Here is a 15,558-nt window from a genome sequence, read left to right as displayed (position 1 = left end):
CGTTGATTATCCGCATCTGCCGCGCTGCACTACTTACAAAGCTTGAACAAGACTTGAAGCAAAACCGCAATATTGAGAGGCCTGTCCCATTGATGAGCAGCCTGCTCCCCCAGCTGTCACTGATCATGGTTTACGATTGCTTAAGCACCCCCGTTAGCACGGCTGATGACGCGGTGCGGGCGCACACACAACATAAGGCGCGTCTAAGGGGCAAGAAACGAACATGAAGCTCATCATTCAGATACCCTGCCTTAATGAGGCCGAAGTGCTGCCTGAGACATTGGCCAAATTGCCACGTTCTTTGCCGGGTGTCGATTGTATAGAATATTGCATCATCGACGATGGCAGCCATGATGACACAAGCGGGGTCGCTAAGCGTTGGGGCGTGCATCACATCGTGCGCCACCGCCGCAATCGCGGTCTTGCCGAAGCTTTCCGCAGCGGGGTCGATAAATGTTTGGCACAAGGCGCTGATATCATCGTCAACACCGATGCTGATGGTCAATATGAAGGTGCAGACATAGCCAAAATCGTTGCGCCAGTGGTGGCAGGCGAGGCTGATATCTGCATCGGCGACCGTTCCGTTGGTAACAATGCGCATTTTGGGAACGGTAAGCGGCTACTCCAACGCCTTGGCTCTTACGTGGTCCGCACTTTGTCTGCGACCGACATAACAGATGCTGTCAGCGGCTTTCGCGCGATCAGCCGGGATGCAGCGCAACGTATCAATATCACCACCGACTTCAGCTACACCACTGACATGTTGATCCAAGCAGGGCGCAAGCGCCTTGCGATCACCAGCGTGCCAATCCGCACCCACGCAGCAACGCGGCCCTCGCGCCTTTTCAAGTCAATCCCGCGCTTTATTCAGCAGACCGGAGTGACCATTCTTCGCGCCTACACCACCTTCAACTCTCTGCGGGTATTTGTAGGGCTTGGCATGTTGGCGACGCTCCTTGGTGTCTTCCCAATTGCACGCTTCTTATGGTTTTTTGCGATGGGCGACAGTCAGGGACACATTCAATCACTTGTGATTGGCGGCGCGCTTTTAACCGTTGGTGTGCTTGTGACCGTACTTGGCATTCTGGCCGATCTCATTGCGACCAATCGCAAGCTTCTTGAGGCAAACATGCTTAAGCTTCGTCGGATTGAAGAGCAATTGGCGACGCAGGACCAAGAACGCGGGGACGAGGCTTCAAAGCTGGAGGAAGCCCCCAAAATCAGGCGGCGCGCGTGATCGCAGCGTCGCTCGATGACGCAAGGCCCCGCTTTGCGTTTTTAGAGGCTTTGCACGGCAAAGGTGCAAACCTCGCGATCTATGGCGTGCTAGTGGTGCTTGCAGCGCTTCACCTGCACTTAGCCCTTACCCGTTCGATCAATTGGGACGAGTTTTGGCACTATTCGCTTATCCAATCTCTTGCGCGCGGCGAGCAGCTGCCAGCATTGCAGACATTCTTTGTACGCCTCTTTCATTGGTGGATACCCGGTCTACCGGGTGATGAAATCGACCACATATTGATAACCAGGGGCGTAATGGCAGGCTTTGCGGCTGTCGCTGCTTTCATGGTCTATCTTGTTGCAAAACGTCTCTCCGACCACTCCAGTGCCTGTCTTGCGGTTGCCGCATATCTTGGCGCAGGCTTTGTGCTTAACCACGCGACTTCCTTCCGGATTGACCCCATGGTTGCAGCCACGTTGGGCGGCGCGCTTGCGATTGGCATTCGCTCTCGATTGGGTCCTGTCGCTATCCTTGGCTTAGGCGCACTGATCGCGCTTTCAGCAATATTCACAATGAAATTCGTTCTTTGGCTTCCGGCCTTTGCAGGCGCAGCACTTTATCGTTGGGAAGACGAGCAATTCGACTGGCGCTATCCTTTGCGCTGGGTCGCCGCTGGCATTGTCGCAGCGCTTGGGTTTGCAGCCCTTTTGAGCATGCACACCGCCCTTATGGGCGATGCCTCGGGCGCATTGTCATCAAGCGGAGCGGCCGGGGGCGCTGCGACTAAGATGTTTGGTTTCCTGCATTCTCCATACCTTCCCATGGTCAAGCATGCAGCGATATTTGCAGTGCCCTTAACTCTGGGGGTCGTGTTGCTCCCGATCATCGTCTGGGACACAGTTCAGTCTCCTGTTCGCCGCGCTGCGATCCTATGCCTTTGGCTCCCTGTCCTCACTCCGCTGTTCTATCACAACGCTGCGCCCTATTTTTACGTATTCATCCTTCCGCCAGTTGCCGCCGCCTCCGCTTTGTCATTTGCTTTTCTAGCCAAACGCTACAGCCCGGTCATCTTGGCATCAGCTATCGCTTTGTTCGCGCTTCTTAATTGGGTCGGTAATGAAACCCCCGTAACCGAACGCCAGCGTGCTTTATTAGAAGGCGTCAAATCGTCCTTTCCTGAGCCTGTTGCCTATTTCGATTGCTGCGCCATGGTGGGGAAATATCAGCAAAAGAACGGGTTTCTTACGCCGTGGGGCTTTGAAAGCTATCGCAAGGCCGGCGTTCCACGGTTCAAAAACGCCATGCAGCAGCAGGCCGTGCCGCTCATCCTTGATAACGAGCAAATGTTCAGACCGCTCTTCAATGGTTCGGCAAACGGTTTCCATCGTGAGGATGCAGAAGCGCTGCGCACGAGCTATCGCCATTTCTGGGGGGATATCTATGTAGCAGGCCGCGAGGTTGCGGCGGGCCAAACGGTTCAATGGACAGTTCTTGTACCCGGCGTTTACACGGCCACGCGAAGCGCCACAGGAAAAGGCACGCTAACGGTGGCAGGTGAGCCTCTTCAAACGGGACAAACCGTAAAGCTTAGGCGCGGCATTATTCAGATAAGCAACACGTCCGATCAGCCTTTCAATCTCACTTGGGGAGACAATATCAAGCCTCATCCAAGCGCTCCAGTGCGCGATTATTGGGGCGGTTTTTGATGGAAACCGCTCTCCCTTCGCAAGACAACAAAAAGGCAAAGGTCGAGGCGCAGACAATGGCTCGGCGCTGTGATCAATCGGTCCTATTCATAACACGCAAATGGGGCCCTGCTGTCGGAGGAATGGAGACATATTGCGAGCGTTTGACCGAGGAACTCGGCAAAGAGCGGTGCGTCGATGTGATTGCCTTGCGTGGTCGCCCAAATGGCCTTCCTCCTAGTCTCTTGGCCCTTTTGGCCTTCCCTTTTACGGTCGTGAGCGCGCTTCTGAAACACAAACGGAAGCCTTCAATTATCCATCTCGGTGATATGGCGATCTGGCCCCTGGCGCTTATGGCGCTCGCCTTTTTCCCGCGTGCAAAGCTCGTTTTGTCAGCACACGGAACCGATGTTTCCTATGGCCTGCGCGGCGGTTTTAGAGGTGGGCTTTACGAACTTTACCAAACGCTTGGTTCGCGCATTTTTTCGCGCGCACTGGTTATCGCAAACTCAAAGGCCACATCGCAACGGCTAACCGAAATTGGTTGGCAATGCAGCGCTGTGGTGCCGCTTGCAACGGATCTGGCAGGAAAGCCGTTCGCTGATTACGAACGCAGGCAATTGCTCTTTGCGGGTCGTTTAATCACCCAAAAAGGCCTTGGCTGGTTTGTTCAGGAGGTCTTGCCAATTCTGCCTGGTGATCTGCGCGTGAGCGTTGTTGGCACAGTTTGGGACAAAAACGAGCGAACGGCTCTCGATCATCCGCAAGTCGAGTTTCTGGGGCGAAAACCTCAAGCTGAATTGGCAAACGATTTCTCCAAAGCGACCTGCGTCATCCTCCCCAATATCGAACGCAGCAATGGCGAATTCGAAGGTTTTGGCCTGATCGCTTGTGAAGCGGCGAGCGCGGGCGGAGTGGTCCTCGCGGCCAATACGGGCGGGCTGAGCGATGCTGTCAAACACGGCGAGACCGGCCTTCTTATCGAAGCAGGGAATGCACCGGCCTGGGCGGCCAAAATCGCTGAGGTGATGGACTGGCAACCAGCTGAGCGCGCAAAGTTCCTTTTGCGATCACGTAAGCTTGCACAGACCCACTATTCCTGGGCCCGCGTAGCCCGTGAGACCAGTAAGGTTTACGAGGGGTAGACTATAAGAATTAGTCTTTCCGCGCTCTTTGGCGCAGGCTCTTTAACGCGGTCATCGGGTCGCTCAACACAGCTTTTGCCAAATGCCGCAGATGCCAACGCGCGTGCCATACAAAAGCCGCCACAGCCTTCGCAGAAGATAGCCCACCTCCCCGGGAAAGAACCGCGTCGGCCAGCAATCCAGCAGCCACTGCGCGCACCCAATTTGTGTGAAACGCGCTAGGCGCATTGGCGCAGTCCCATCGCACAAGAGCATCCGCCCCTTCGACAGCAGCTCGGACGCTTTGCGGGTTTGCACCCAGCTCATAACGAAACATCGCCATCAAAGGCTCAAGCTGTGTGAGCACATTTTCTGGCAAGCGGCTTGCAAGATTGGCCCTTCCGATCCGCGCACAATTTTGCGCTTGCTCATGACGCTTTGCGTGAGTGATAGCGCCTTCGTGGCGTCGGTATTGCACTAAGACATCGGCGAGCCTTTGCGTTGGCCCAAGGTTAGCCAACCTGCTCCAGAGTTCAAAGTCCTGCGCCGTCCGAAAGCTCTCATCATAAAAGATGGGGGAAATGCCATCGGGAAGGCGTTTATAAAAGAACGTTGGGTGAGGTCCGGGCGGATTCCAGCCCAAAAGCCAGCGCACCTGCCAATCATCAAGCGCCTCCTCACGCCTGCCTAATGCGCGGCCCTCACTATCGATCATCTCGAAATTGGCAACGACCCCGACAAGCTCTGGATGTGCGCGCATGTGCTCTAATTGCACTTGCAACCTGTTTGGCAAGCAGACATCGTCCGCGTCAATTCGCGCAACAAACTCCCCGCGCGCCTCTTCAAGCCCGCGATTAAGTGAGCGCGTCAGCCCTTGGTTGTCAGGATTGGTCAGGATGCGGATACGTGTGTCCTTAGCGGCCGCCTGTGCCAGCAAATGGGGCGTTGCGTCTGTCGAAGCATCGTCGACGATAAGGAATTCGTAGTCAGCGAAACTTTGGCCTGCGACACTGGCAAGCGTCTGCGCCAAGAAGGCCTCGCCATTGTGCACTCCCATCAAGACGCTGATCTCAGGCATTAGTCGGAGCTCGCCTCGACATGATAGAGGGCGCGGTATCCTTCATGAGAGGAATCGACGATGATCGAATGACCATCTCGCGACCAACGCGGGTGCAAATCACAGCGCCACTCATCCTGATAGCGTTTATCAGCACAAAGCTTACCAAGAGCTCGCGTTTGCGTGGCGTCCTTCTCCAACACAAACAAGCTTTGTTCGCTGTACAAGTCTGGGTAGGTGTCGGTTACCCACCGACCAGTTCGCGCATGAAGGCTGGGGTGTCCATCGACGCCGGGGGCGACAGGGGAGAGCGGCGTGAGCGACCCATCTCGGCAATCGAACACAACATATTGCGAATGAATGCCAGAATTTGACGTGTAGACGATCCGGTCCTCGTCGATCCACCAATAGTGCGAGGCTCTTCCCGAAAGAGGCACGTGAATAAGACCGGTGCCATCGCAATTTCCAATTACTGCATCAACCGTCCAGGCATGGACGTCATCTGGATCGGGGAGGCGCTTATAGAGCACTGTAAAGCGGGTTGCCTTAGGGCTCAGCAAAGCTGCATTGAGATAATGATATTCATGCAGCCCAGCTTCTGGGATCAGAGCGGCAAAGTCCGGCAGTGAGTAAACAAGCTCGCTTTTGCCGCTTGACAGATCAATCAAAGTGACGCCGTCTGCCTCAGGCAAATTCTGATCGGCGAACGGATCATCGAGCAAGGGATAACCATAACCTGGCCGACATCTAGCAAGCCGCGCAAAATTGAGGCCAAGCCCGACATTTGCTTCCTCGCGGGCATCAAAAAGCGGGATATCGCAGTGCTTTTGCAGGGGCCGCCCTTCCCTCGCCAAGCAATGCGCCGGACTGCCATCGATCATCGCATTAAACGCCAAAGTGCCCGGCCCAGCGCTATCCCACCACCTTAGCCGTGCTCCCATCTGCCAGCACCACAGCCGGGTCTTGGCCACTTCGTGCCATTCTCCAGTCTCGATATCAAACCAACCGAGCAAAACGTCTTCTTTCCCAGTAAGCGCAGCTCTCGCAGTAATGGATGCGTGGGCAAGCACCGCTCTCCCATCAGCAGAAACAGGCTGAATTTCATAATAGCCAGCAAACGTCTCATGCCCCAGCACTCGAAGTTCGCGAAGGTTTGGTGTCCGAGGGCTTACCCCCGGATCGTGCGAACCGTGCGCAAGGCGGGCGGCAGAACCTGCGTCTTAAGAGCGCGGCGCACAGGCCGCGGGATCATCATCGCAAGAGAAGACAGGTTTTTTCGTATCATAGAAAGCCCATTAACCTGTCAGTTACTAAGATTTCTTACCTCTTAGGCATCTTTTCTCAGCGCGCCTCTTATGGCGCATAAAGGCGAGCACAAATGGCAAGCGCAGCTCCATCCCCCGATTCCCTTTACTCCAGCGACTTTCATGCAGATCGTGACGCCCGCACCCGGGCATCAGCCAGGCTGATCTTGAGCAAAGTCCAAGAATGGGTTGATGCGAAAAGCGTTTGCGATGTGGGGTGCGGTGTTGGCACGTGGCTTTCGGTCGCGCAGGAGCTGGGCATCGAAAAAGTACAAGGATTTGAGGGACCTTGGGCAAAGACTGCCAACCTCGTGTTGGACGAAGCTCAGGTCAGCTTTATGAACCTTGAAGACAAAGTCAGCGCCGATGACAGCTTCGACCTGGTCATCTCGTTAGAAGTGGCAGAGCACCTAGCTCCTTCCCGCGCTACGAGCTTTGTTGGCGATCTGTGCGCCCTTGGCGACTGTGTCTTGTTTTCAGCTGCTATCCCAATGCAGGGCGGCACCGGGCATATAAACGAGCAATGGCAAAGCTATTGGGCCGAGCATTTTGCCGGGCATGGGTTTGCAGCGTTTGATCCCATTCGTCCGCTCATCTGGCAAAACTCGGATATCGCCTTTTGGTATCGCCAGAACTTGATTGTCTTTGCCCGCAAAGGATCAGAGACCGAGGCCAAATTGAAAGCGCAAGGATTTGGCGCACCAGCAATGCTCGATCTTGTTCACCCTGATCAATATCTGCACGCAGAAGCCTCACAACCTGCCCGGGCTTTAAGCCGTAAAGTCAAACAGGTGTTCGGGCGCAGCTAATTGCTAGGACCGGGTAGCCTCACGGGCCACAAACCAGCCGTAGGCTGACCAGATGAGCTCAAAAGCGATGTGCGCAAGGGCGATACCGACAAGGCCAAGTGGGCCGATGCTCCAAATTAAGACTGTGAAGAATGCAGCTGTGCCCGCAATAACCGATCCCAAAAAGCGCCCACTTTGCCCAAAGGCGAGCAGCAATGGCATCAAAGTGACCCCCGAAAGATAGATCCCTCTCGCGGCAAAGAGCATCGATGTTATCAATGCAGCAGCTGCAAACTGCGCGCCGAACGCAATCGCCAAGATCGGCCCCGACAAGACGTACATCATAGCAGCAAGCGCAAGCCCTGCGATACAGGCAACACCGCTGATTTTCGCAGCATACACCAGGGCCGACGTATTATCTCCCGCTGCGCAAAGCCGCGCGATCGGAGCGCTTGCCACCTGTTGAACGGGCCTTCCCAATTGCCCGACAAGGTTGGCCAAGTTTTTGGCCGCTCGCAAAAGCCCAGCTGCAGCCGGTCCCAGTACGGCTCCTGCAACCAAGACGTCGGCTTCCTGGCTCAACATACGCACACCAAAAGCGGCATTCGTCTGCCACATCATCGGCCAAAAACCCGGCGAGGAGGAAATCGCAGCACTCGCTTGTACGCGGCGAAGATTAGTCATCCCGTGTCCGCGCAGCACCGCCAGCGACCAAACCAAATAGCCAATATTCGCAACCGCTTCCCCGACCAGCCAAATAACCAAGAAGGTCTTGGCATCTGCGCCCATTCCCCACGCTACAATCGAGCCCGCGAGTATCAGTGCCGAGGCTGTGACAGGACGCATACTGATCGCACCGAAGCGGTCGAAACACCGCAAGCCTGCTTCAACCGCCCCAAAGGTACGCGTTGCGATGACCAAGCAATACGCAACGCCAAGCCAGTACCATTGCGTCTCTAGCCCGAGTATCTCACTAGCGACAGGAAAGCAGGCAATAGCCAACAATGTCGCTAGGCCCGCTGTTCCAAAATCAATCCACAGCCCCGCTTTAAAGAGACCTTTTACCTGCCCCAAATCTTTGCGCTCTTGGGCACCCGCCATAAAATTAGTGAGCACGTTAACCGATTGAAAATTGAGGATACCGTCGAGCGTCCTGACGTAGGTCTGGATTAAAACAATCACGCCGAGCATCGCCAAATCAAGCGCCTGAGCTGCAATGGCAAAGATCGCCAATTGCATGACCCCGTTGATCGCATTGCCACTAACAAGCTTGCTCCAGGCTCCCAGCAGCGTGACCATTGTTTCGCTCGACACCTCTCGTAGAGACAGACTTCTTTAACACCGTGCCCTTACGCCAATTGTGACGACCAGATCCGGGCGCACCAAGTGTATTGAATTCAGCATTAATTTGCGCGCTATGCGCATAGCCCAAACAGCGCCATTTGCGCGATAGGAGACGAGTGGATTTACCCGGAGAAAGCAAAAGCTATCGCTTTGGCGAAAAATTAAGGTTTCCAAATTATTCACCACACTTCGACACGAGCTCTTTGCGATAATTCGCGAGTGAGCGGACAGGACACTACCAAGCCCGGGGGCTAAGTTAATGAGCGCATTTGGCAAAAAAGGTGGCGCAGGCGGAATGAGACCGGGCGCAAAACCTGCCTTTGGCGTTGCACGGCCGATGAAAGGTGGCAACTCAAAATCTGAGGATGCCTCGGGCGGCGAGCAGTTCCCACCGCTTCCAAATGGTGGTGGTGGCAGTGCCGAACCAGCCAAATCGACCGCTCCGCCTCCCCCAAAATCGTCAAAGCCAACGTCTACCTCTGATGCGATGGATCGCTTGGCAGAGCGCATGAACGCAACTCACGCCGCCGAAGCAGAGGCAGGCGGTTTTGAGGCCAGCGTCCACAAGATTAAAGAACAGGTTCTCCCACGCCTTCTTGAGCGTGTTGACCCTGAAGCGGCAGCCACTCTCACCAAAGAAGAACTGTCGGAAGAATTTCGCCCGATCATCATGGAAGTGCTGGCCGAACTTAAGGTCACGCTGAACCGGCGCGAGCAATTTGCTCTCGAGAAAGTCCTGATCGACGAGCTTTTGGGCTTTGGGCCATTGGAAGAGCTTCTTAACGATCCGGATGTGTCCGATATTATGGTCAACGGCCCTGATCAGACCTACATCGAGAAAAAGGGTAAGCTTGTCATCGCACCGATCCGGTTCCGCGATGAACAACACCTTTTCCAGATCGCACAGCGTATCGTGAACCAGGTTGGCCGCCGTGTTGACCAAACCACGCCACTTGCCGATGCTCGTTTGAAAGACGGCTCTCGTGTGAACGTCATCGTTCCGCCGCTGTCTCTGCGCGGCACCGCGATCTCTATTCGTAAGTTCTCCGAGAAACCGATCACCTTGGATATGCTCAAGGAATTCGGCTCGATGAGTGAGAAGATGTGCACCGCTCTCAAAATCGCAGGCGCGTGCCGGTTTAACATCGTTATTTCAGGCGGTACGGGTTCCGGTAAAACGACCATGCTCAACGCCCTGTCAAAGATGATTGACCCGGGTGAACGTGTTCTGACGATCGAGGATGCGGCGGAACTTCGTCTGCAACAACCTCACTGGCTGCCGCTTGAAACGCGTCCGCCTAACCTTGAGGGTCAAGGCGCAATTACCATCGGTGACCTTGTGAAAAACGCCCTGCGTATGCGTCCTGACCGGATCATCCTTGGTGAGATTCGTGGTTCAGAGTGTTTCGACCTTCTGGCCGCGATGAACACGGGCCACGATGGTTCCATGTGTACGCTTCACGCCAACTCTCCGCGTGAGTGCCTTGGCCGTATGGAAAACATGATCCTGATGGGTGACATCAAGATCCCGAAGGAAGCCATTTCACGTCAGATCGCAGAATCGGTGGACGTTATCGTTCAGGTGAAGCGTCTGCGCGATGGTTCGCGTCGCACCACCGACATCACCGAGGTTATCGGGATGGAAGGCGATGTGATCGTGACACAGAACCTGTTCAAGTTTGAGTATTTGGACGAGAGCGAAGACGGCAAGATCATGGGCGAATTCCGCTCAAGCGGTCTGCGGCCCTATACTCTCGAAAAAGCGCGTCAGTTCGGGTTTGATCAGGCTTATCTTGAGGCTTGTCTCTAAGTCGCCTTGAGGCCTTTGCGTTGCCAAGCACACAAGAATGCAAATGCGATGATTGTTGTCAGGGAGCCAAGAGCAACTGGCCAATTCGAAGGACCGGTTTGTCGCTGCTCGACCAACACTAGCTCAGGTGAGCTGTCATAGACATTCTGTAACGGAAGCGCTTCACTCGTCTTGATCCAGTGTTTGATCGACTGAATATTCCTCTCAGTTGCCGGGACTAAGTATCTTTCACCACAGCCGTCGACAAACAAATCGAACTCGGCCTCCCGATGCCCAGCCATGGCATGAAGTGAAGCTCCGACAATCTCGATATGAGGAACCTGCAAGTCAGCCGGAATGCCCTCGCCCCATAGTGCACCTTCCCAAGTCAACTTAATCTGATCGGCCACTTGGCCTTTCAACCGTTGCTCAACATCATACGTCAGAATAGCACGCGAAGGCTCTCGCAAGCTCGAAGAGCGCACTTCGTAGTCAGTAAGGCGCCCAACAAAGATGATCTGAGCCGGTGCGAAGATAGGCTCAGAATTCACGCTATCGCATGCGAACGCCGCGGGCACTGCCATGACGTTCACCAGCAAGAACGCTGCTACCAACGATCGGGACGTAATTTTCATTGGGTTTAAGGATAACCTACAAATTCCCCAGCACAACCGGCAAACTCATCGCGAGGCATCCGCCTCCGATAATGGCTAGGCCTAGGAAGAGCCCCGTCCATGGCACAAACCCAACCCGCTCAAGCCGGTCTACCGAACGGTTCCGCTCGCGCCGTTTGTCCATCAGCAAGCATACAGCCGCCAATACCCAGCACATGCCTCCCGCAATGGCCAAAAGCGCAGCATCGCTCGCAAAGGTGAGAGGGTTCATGAAATCCATGGTGTCGCCCATTTAAGCGCCCCTCAACCACACGCAAGGCCAGGAAGACTTAGGCGGGCGACGTTGGGATTGCGCAAATTCGCAAGGGGCCTAAAGCCATGAGCGCAATGGATGGATCAGTCGCCCGCCCTCGCCCGTTTTTGGCACTTGGCCTGAGGCTCGCCGCAGCAGGGACCCTCGCGACGCTTTCTATGCTGGTCAAATTGGCGAGCGAGCAAGGCGCTTCGCTCACCGAACTTGTGTTCTGGCGGCAATTTATCACGCTAATCGCCATCACCGTGCTGCTGGCCGCAATGGGCCGGTTTGCTGACCTAAAGACCGCGCGCCTCAAAGCACATGGCGGGCGCGCCGTCGCAGGCATCATTGGCATGTTCTTTGTCTATGGCGCGGTGGTATTGCTGCCCTTGGCCGAGGCCACAGCGATCAATTTCACAGCACCCTTCTTTGCGGTGATCCTTGCGGTGCTGCTCTTCAAAGAGCGGGTGGGTAAATACCGTTGGGGCGCTGTAGCTCTGGGGTTTGCCGGTGTTTTGGTGCTTACCCAGCCCGGCTTTGGGCTTGGCGACACAACTGGCATCGATCCGCTTGGAGCAGGTGTCGGTCTTATCGCCGCTTTCCTGGTGGCGTTGATCAGCTTTCAACTTCAAGACCTCAACAAGACAGAAAGTCCATGGAGCATCGTCTTCTGGTTTACACTGTTTTCAACGCCAGTTTTGGCGCTCACTTTGCCCTTCGTTTACGTGCCGCACACTGCCGAGACTTGGGTGATCATCGGGGCCATGGGTCTCTGCGGGGCGCTTGCTCAATTGCTCCTTACAGCTAGCTTGAGGTTTGGGTCTGCGGGGGTAATTCTCCTGATGGATTACACAGCGCTCTTATGGGCGACCTATTATGGCTGGAGTGTTTTTGGCGTGACACCAAGCACCAGCCTATGGCTAGGAGCCCCGTTGATCGTGGGCGCGGGAGCATTGATCGCATGGCGCGAGAGGGCATTGGCCCAAAAGAACAAATCAGCAAAAGACTTATTGGAACCCTTTGATGGCTGATTGGGTATTCGTGTTGCTTAACGAAACCAATTCAAGGAGACCCCCCGATGATCCGCAAGACAATTCTCGCATTTGCCCTTGGCGCGATGACTTTGAGCGCAGCCGCCTGCAACACCGTTCGCGGTGTGGGTGATGATCTCAATTCAGCAGCTGACGCGGTTGACGAAGAAACTTAAGCCAGCGCTAGGCTGAGTGAAAAAGGGGTTCGCCTGATGGGCGGGCCCTTTTTTGTTGTGTCATGGCCTATTGTTGTGAGCTAATGTGCTAACATCAAGGAGCCCATAGATGACCCCATCGACAACTCGAAAAACCATTCTCGTGATCGCTCTTGGCGCGCTGACTGTCACGACTGCCGCATGCAACACGGTCAAAGGCGTGGGCCGCGACATTGAATCTGTCGGTCAAGCTGGCGAAGACGTCATCAACGACAAATAACGTAAGGGGCCAAGCTCCTCAGCCCTACGGTCCTTACCCTTGATTGGCCTGAAAATTTGGCCTGGCTGAAAAGTTGGCCTGCCTGAAAACTGGGCAAATTTACGAAAAGCGATAGACCAGCATCAAATTGTTGGCGGGCATTTCGTACCGTGCGGTGCGCGTAAAGCCGTGCTCGGCCGCGGTCGTGTCTACTTTTTCAACATCGCGAATGCCCCACATCGGATTTCGAGCTTTCAAGCTTAAATCGAAGGCAAGGTTTGATTCCGCTGGCGTGACTCCCTGCTCAAAGAACGGCCCATAAAGGATCACGGGAAAACCCTTAGTGCTCGCCCTTTGTGCAGCGGGTGTTTCAGCTATGTGGACGCTGCCTGCGAAAAGAGCGGTGCACGAGGCGTAGGCAGATATATGAATCATGTTGCTGCACAAGGTAGCGGCAATTTCAGGGAGCGATGCCCACGCTTCGGGCAGCTGTACATCGAGACCGTAGGGTGCTCTTATGTTTTTACCCTGATACTCATCCGTATATGCCCTGATCGAATTTAAGGCATCGGGATCTGGGTCGCTGGGTTGCCATTCCAAGTCCGGAAAACGCTCCGCGAAGAAAACTACGTGTTCGCCAGAACCGCTCGCGACTTCCAGCACCACTCCTTGTTTAGGGAGTTCTACGGAAAGGACGCGCGCAATTGCCTCGCGGTTGCGCAAGGTGGCGGGTGCATGGCGTTTCATCAGAAAGCCTTGGCCCTAGGAAACCTGCCGGTCCTGTCCTTCCCAATAAGGATCGCGCAATTGGCGGCGCAGGATCTTGCCGGAGGCGTTGCGCGGCATTTCTGGGATCACATCAACGCTCTTAGGAGCCTTGAACGCCGCGATCCTCTCGCGCGCGTAGGCGATCACGTCGCCTGCCTCGATCTCCATGCCAGGCTTAGGCACGCAGCAGGCTTTCACCTCTTCACCCCATTGCTCTGACGGAATGCCGATAACCGCAACTTCAGCCACGGCAGGGTGGCCATAAATCGCGCTTTCGACCTCTGCAGGATAGACGTTTTCGCCCCCTGAGATGATCATGTCTTTGATCCGGTCCTGAATGTAGACGTAACCGTCATCATCCATAATCCCTGCGTCGCCCGTATGCAGCCAGCCATCTGCGTCGATGGTCTTTGCCGTCGCATCTGGAAGCTTCCAATAACCGGTCGTGTTAGAGGGCGACTTGATGCAAATCTCGCCGATCTCACCGCGCGGTGCTTCGGTATTGTCCTCAAGGCGGATTTCGATATCGACTCCCGGCACAGCCCGCCCCGCCGAACGCATCCGCTCATTGCCTTCAAGCTCGTGATCTTCAGGGGGCAGCATGGTCACCGTGCCGCAGGTCTCGGTCATACCGTACACTTGCAACAGGCCCGCTCCCGGCATGGTCGCAACGGTCTGCTTCAGCAGCTCCAGCGGCATGGGCGCGGCGCCATACATAAGATAGCGCAGGTTCGAAAAGTCGGTTTCTTTCGCAAGCGGGTGCTGGATCACGAATTGGATCGCAGCAGGCACGAGGAACATATGCGTGGTCCCGTTTTGCACAGCTCTAAGCACGCCGTCGGGCAGGAATTCAGGCACAACATGCGCTCTAATCCCGTTCGCCACCGCAATCGCCGCCATTCCGGTGCCGCCGATATGAGCACACGGCATTACCGCCAGGATGCAATCATCCTCCTCATAAACCTGCCAAGGCTCCGCTGCTTCCAAGCTTGGCTTGCGCAGTGCAAAAAGGTTTCGGTTTGAAAGGGTGACACCCTTGGGATTGCCTGTGGTGCCCGACGTATAGAGCTGCAAAACAGCATCGTCTTTGTCAGCGGGCTCGAACGTGGCGGGCTCAAGGTCGCTCGCAGCGCGAAAGGCACTGTCGACTTCAAGAACGCGCGGGGCATTCTCCATGGCATTCGTCACTGCGTCTGCGGTGTCGATGAAGTCTTTTTCAATGAACAGGAGTTTTGTGCCGGTATCGCTCAGGATATAGGTGATCTCAGGCGGAGCTAAACGCCACCCAACCGGCGCCATCACCGCGCCGATACGCCCGCAGGCAAAAAGCAACTGAAAATATCGGTCAGAATTCTTGCCAAGCCAAGCAATACGGTCGCCCCGGCCCACGCCATTTTGCGCAAACAAAGCGATGAGCTGACGCGTGAGAACATCTGTCTCACCATAAGTTGTCTTGCGATCGCCCATCTCGAGCGAAACTTGATCAGGCGACACTTTCGCCCAGTGGTTCAGGAATTCATCAAACGAAAGAAAATCGTTTTCGGCTACTGCGCCCATGTCTTGTCTCTCCACACCCTATGCTTTTGTGCGGACGTTAAGCATCTGAAGCCCCCCGCGTCCATAATTTTACTTATGGAGACTAACCTATTTTTCCTGGTGCATCTTCACGTCCAGCGCCCTTTGGCCCGCGCAGCCGGTTCGCGCACTATCAGCCAAAGGAAAAGGCCGGCAGGTCCTGCGACAAACGTAAGGAGCAGGATCGGCGCTTGGATGACGCGCGAGATGAATTTGGCATCCGCGTCGCGGGCAATCCATAGGCCAACGAAAAGATCAAAGGCAAGGTAGTGGATCCAGCCAATCGTCACACCCACATCGCTTCCAAAGATCGAGCGCACACCTTCAATCGATGTGAAGTCCGCCCCGCTATTACCCCCTGAGACCGCGCCGCTTAGAACTGCTCCCAAACATACCGTGTACACAAAGCAAAGCAGGCCAATCACCAGATAGAGCAATGCAGATAGCAAAGCGGGCCAACGAGGCAAAAGGATCAAAGCCAGCCAAGAAATAAGCGCAAGGCCATTGGCCGCCTTGAATATCGTTGCCCAATCCATTGCCGCCTGCTCCCT

General features: G+C 55.2%; 16 protein-coding genes. 8 read left to right on the top strand and 8 right to left on the bottom strand.

Translation table 11 applies throughout. The features are described from left to right. Positions 1–223: 223 nt before the first annotated feature. The 3 genes from AC0V61_RS12595 to AC0V61_RS12585 are packed head-to-tail and all read left to right on the top strand — an operon-like array spanning position 224 to position 4,049. Positions 224–1,237: a glycosyltransferase family 2 protein gene (locus AC0V61_RS12595; protein ID WP_486158049.1), complete on the top strand. Its 1,014-nt coding sequence runs from the start codon at positions 224–226 to the stop codon at positions 1,235–1,237. Beyond that, positions 1,234–2,925 (top strand): ArnT family glycosyltransferase, encoded by a 1,692-nt coding sequence (locus tag AC0V61_RS12590; protein WP_486158047.1) that lies wholly within the window; start codon positions 1,234–1,236, stop codon positions 2,923–2,925. The genes AC0V61_RS12595 and AC0V61_RS12590 overlap by 4 nt, the downstream gene beginning before the upstream one ends. After that, positions 2,925–4,049, top strand: a complete 1,125-nt coding sequence (locus AC0V61_RS12585; RefSeq protein ID WP_486158045.1) for a glycosyltransferase family 4 protein — start codon at positions 2,925–2,927, stop codon at positions 4,047–4,049. Before AC0V61_RS12590 ends, AC0V61_RS12585 begins: the two co-directional genes overlap by 1 nt. Before the next feature lie 10 nt (positions 4,050–4,059). Here AC0V61_RS12585 and AC0V61_RS12580 read toward each other — a convergent pair whose 3' ends face one another. Together AC0V61_RS12580 and AC0V61_RS12575 are read right to left on the bottom strand one after the other, a co-directional pair. After that, complete coding sequence (locus AC0V61_RS12580; protein WP_486158043.1) at positions 4,060–5,106, bottom strand: glycosyltransferase family 2 protein; 1,047 nt, start codon at positions 5,104–5,106, stop codon at positions 4,060–4,062. After that, complete coding sequence (locus tag AC0V61_RS12575) at positions 5,106–6,221, bottom strand: TolB-like translocation protein (protein WP_486158041.1); 1,116 nt, start codon at positions 6,219–6,221, stop codon at positions 5,106–5,108. Before AC0V61_RS12575 ends, AC0V61_RS12580 begins: the two co-directional genes overlap by 1 nt. A 242-nt stretch (positions 6,222–6,463) precedes the next feature. Between AC0V61_RS12575 and AC0V61_RS12570 the strand changes: the two genes are divergently transcribed. Then, positions 6,464–7,198 carry a class I SAM-dependent methyltransferase gene (locus tag AC0V61_RS12570; protein ID WP_486158039.1) on the top strand — a complete coding sequence of 245 codons (735 nt, stop codon included), beginning with the start codon at positions 6,464–6,466 and terminating at the stop codon, positions 7,196–7,198. A 3-nt stretch (positions 7,199–7,201) separates the two neighbouring features. Here the strand turns inward: AC0V61_RS12570 and AC0V61_RS12565 are convergent, their stop codons facing one another. Further along, a complete protein-coding gene (locus tag AC0V61_RS12565; protein WP_486158037.1) occupies positions 7,202–8,476 on the bottom strand; it encodes a lipopolysaccharide biosynthesis protein in 1,275 nt (424 codons plus the stop codon). 304 nt (positions 8,477–8,780) lie between these two features. On the opposite strand from AC0V61_RS12565, the gene AC0V61_RS12560 reads away from it, so the two are divergent. Further along, on the top strand, positions 8,781–10,331 hold the full coding sequence (locus AC0V61_RS12560; RefSeq protein ID WP_486158035.1) for a TadA family conjugal transfer-associated ATPase: 1,551 nt from the start codon (positions 8,781–8,783) through the stop codon (positions 10,329–10,331). Here the strand turns inward: AC0V61_RS12560 and AC0V61_RS12555 are convergent. Both AC0V61_RS12555 and AC0V61_RS12550 read right to left on the bottom strand, forming a co-directional pair. After that, the gene (locus AC0V61_RS12555) at positions 10,328–10,945 is read right to left on the bottom strand and encodes a hypothetical protein (protein WP_486158033.1); all 618 of its coding nucleotides are present in this window, start codon (positions 10,943–10,945) and stop codon (positions 10,328–10,330) included. The genes AC0V61_RS12560 and AC0V61_RS12555 overlap by 4 nt on opposite strands. 16 nt (positions 10,946–10,961) lie before the next feature. After that, the gene (locus AC0V61_RS12550) at positions 10,962–11,216 is read right to left on the bottom strand and encodes a hypothetical protein (protein WP_486158031.1); all 255 of its coding nucleotides are present in this window, start codon (positions 11,214–11,216) and stop codon (positions 10,962–10,964) included. Positions 11,217–11,302: 86 nt separating this feature from the next. Between AC0V61_RS12550 and AC0V61_RS12545 the strand changes: the two genes are divergently transcribed. From AC0V61_RS12545 to AC0V61_RS12535, 3 genes are all read left to right on the top strand, one after another. Next, positions 11,303–12,250, top strand: a complete 948-nt coding sequence (locus AC0V61_RS12545; protein WP_486158029.1) for a DMT family transporter — start codon at positions 11,303–11,305, stop codon at positions 12,248–12,250. A 47-nt stretch (positions 12,251–12,297) separates the two neighbouring features. Then, positions 12,298–12,426, top strand: a complete 129-nt coding sequence (locus AC0V61_RS12540; protein WP_486158027.1) for a hypothetical protein — start codon at positions 12,298–12,300, stop codon at positions 12,424–12,426. 109 nt (positions 12,427–12,535) lie between these two features. After that, positions 12,536–12,685, top strand: a complete 150-nt coding sequence (locus AC0V61_RS12535) for an entericidin A/B family lipoprotein (RefSeq protein WP_486158025.1) — start codon at positions 12,536–12,538, stop codon at positions 12,683–12,685. A 99-nt stretch (positions 12,686–12,784) separates the two neighbouring features. Here AC0V61_RS12535 and AC0V61_RS12530 read toward each other — a convergent pair whose 3' ends face one another. The 3 genes from AC0V61_RS12530 to AC0V61_RS12520 form a co-directional block, all read right to left on the bottom strand. Next, positions 12,785–13,411, bottom strand: a complete 627-nt coding sequence (locus tag AC0V61_RS12530; RefSeq protein ID WP_486158023.1) for a DUF938 domain-containing protein — start codon at positions 13,409–13,411, stop codon at positions 12,785–12,787. 15 nt (positions 13,412–13,426) lie between these two features. Further along, positions 13,427–14,989: a long-chain-fatty-acid--CoA ligase gene (locus AC0V61_RS12525; RefSeq protein ID WP_486158021.1), complete on the bottom strand. Its 1,563-nt coding sequence runs from the start codon at positions 14,987–14,989 to the stop codon at positions 13,427–13,429. Positions 14,990–15,096: 107 nt separating this feature from the next. Then, the gene (locus AC0V61_RS12520; RefSeq protein WP_486158019.1) at positions 15,097–15,543 is read right to left on the bottom strand and encodes an ABA4-like family protein; all 447 of its coding nucleotides are present in this window, start codon (positions 15,541–15,543) and stop codon (positions 15,097–15,099) included. Between the last annotated feature and the right edge of the window lie 15 nt (positions 15,544–15,558).

This window comes from Erythrobacter sp. JB1-4, from assembly GCF_057365025.1.
This window is presented reverse-complemented; position numbering and strand designations above follow the sequence as displayed.